This window comes from Vibrio sp. M260118, from assembly GCF_036533755.1.
Taxonomy (GTDB): domain Bacteria; phylum Pseudomonadota; class Gammaproteobacteria; order Enterobacterales; family Vibrionaceae; genus Vibrio.
In genome coordinates this window covers 1-1,844 of the sequence record NZ_JATABG010000523.1, presented here as the reverse complement: position 1 = coordinate 1,844, position 1,844 = coordinate 1, and the positions used below count along the sequence as shown (strand labels likewise).

Here is a 1,844-nt window from a genome sequence, read left to right as displayed (position 1 = left end):
TGGCATCTGCGCGTTGAAGTGGTGATCGCCTTTGCTGAACTGAGGGTAAAGGCCTTCTGAATCAACAAGGAAACGTACGTAATTCACTAGTTGAGCTTCAGTGGCGATATCAAAGCCTAAGAAATTCAAACGGCGTTGGTCGACATCATTTTGCTCTTGCTGTGACAGCATTTTGTTTGACTCTTGCATCGCGTGGTACATTTCCATGATATCGATGACTTCTCGACACTCTGCTTCTACTAGGCAGCCAAAGTCTTTGTTTAGCTCACTCATTTGGAGCTCATAACCACGTTCTACGATGGTCTGTAAACGTTGGTATTTTGCTGCATTCTCTTGGTCGAGTTGCTTCATCAAATAATACTGGTTCGATAGGATCAAACGTTGAGCGTTTGTCATTTCCATGCTGGCCTCACTAAAATTATCTAATACATTTTTATTGTGCTTAGGTTATCTGTTCCTTTGACGGTGAAACATGATCTCAACACATATTTAATATGAAAAGTACAAACTTTGCGTAACAAAAGGCGATCCTATTTGTGATAGTGATTGTAGATATAGTCTCGATCAGAAAAAACACGGACTAATTCCGGTTTAAAGACAGTCAGAACGGCGGTTGTCATACCATTGAGCAACCCTTCGGGGAAGGCGAGTAGCGGAGTAAATATTAGATAATTGTCATAGATGGTTTGCCAATCGTACTCGGTAGTCGCGAGTAGATAGGTCGAATTGCTGAACAGGTGTAAGGTGCCTGTAAGCCCACCATTGAGAAAGCCTGCGACAAAAATAAACACGAAAATGTTGCGGGGAAGATAACTATAGCTGGCCCAAAAGGTTACGTAACTGATTGAGATAGGGAGTAAACATGACATCAGTAAGTATTCGGGTACGGCAAAGAAGGTCAGTTCACCAATAATGGCCATCAGTAGAGTGATCACAATAGAGAGAGCGAATGCGCTTTGCCAACCATACATTAATGTCAGAGCGGTAATACCAAGAAAATGAATCGATAGCCCTTCTTTTACTCCGGCATCAGCAGACCATAGAATGAGTAAAGCAAAAATGATGGCATAGGTGATGTGTTGAAATGAGCGTTCAGCTCTCAGTTTTGGCAGGAACACAAGCTTAACGTCACGCCATATATATGGCATTGTGATAATGGCAATAGCAAGTGCAAGTAATTGATGTAGTTCCACCTTGGACCTCAAAAAAATACCAACCGATAGGGTTGGTATTTTTTACGATCTGGCAGGTAAGTGGTATCAGTATTTAATGTTAGAGTGATACTGTTCAAGAATTGATACGATCTTATCCATGGTTTCTTTTGAGGGCGGGTCAATGCCTTCTAGTTCGTATTCTAATCCTAGCGCTTCCCACTTGTGCGCCCCTAGCTTGTGGTATGGAAGCAGTTCAACCTTTTCAACGTTGTCCATATCTTTGATAAAGTCGCCAAGCATATGAGCCGCTTCTTCATCATCAGTGTAACCCGGTACAACAACGTAGCGAATCCATGTTTTTTGGCCAATCTTGTGCAGGTAGCGAGCGAAATCAAGCGTACGTTTGTTAGATACGCCGATAAAGTCTTGGTGAATTTCATCCTTCATATGCTTGAGATCCAGCATGACTAAATCTGTCGCTTCTAGCACTTCATCGATTACATCGGTGTGCTTGCGAATGTAGCCATTTGTATCCAAGCAAGTGTGGATACCTTGTTCGCGTGCCGCGCGGAAAAAGTCACGCACGAATTCGGGTTGAAGCATTGCTTCCCCCCCTGAACAAGTGACACCACCCCCCGAAGCATTCATGAAATGACGGTAGGATTTTGCTTCATTTATGATCTCATCAAC

At 43.0% G+C, this 1,844-nt stretch carries 3 protein-coding genes; all 3 read right to left on the bottom strand.

What is annotated here, in order from left to right; translation table 11 throughout:
• Positions 1–402: YfbU family protein (locus QTO00_RS19150; protein ID WP_331426168.1), on the bottom strand; the 402-nt coding region annotated here is incomplete at its 3' end.
• 128 nt (positions 403–530) lie between these two features.
• The gene (locus tag QTO00_RS19145) at positions 531–1,193 is read right to left on the bottom strand and encodes an energy-coupling factor ABC transporter permease (RefSeq protein ID WP_331426167.1); all 663 of its coding nucleotides are present in this window, start codon (positions 1,191–1,193) and stop codon (positions 531–533) included.
• A gap of 66 nt (positions 1,194–1,259) precedes the next feature.
• Positions 1,260–1,844, bottom strand: a 585-nt coding sequence (gene pflA, locus QTO00_RS19140) for a pyruvate formate-lyase-activating protein (protein WP_331426166.1), incomplete at its 5' end; no start/stop codon positions are given.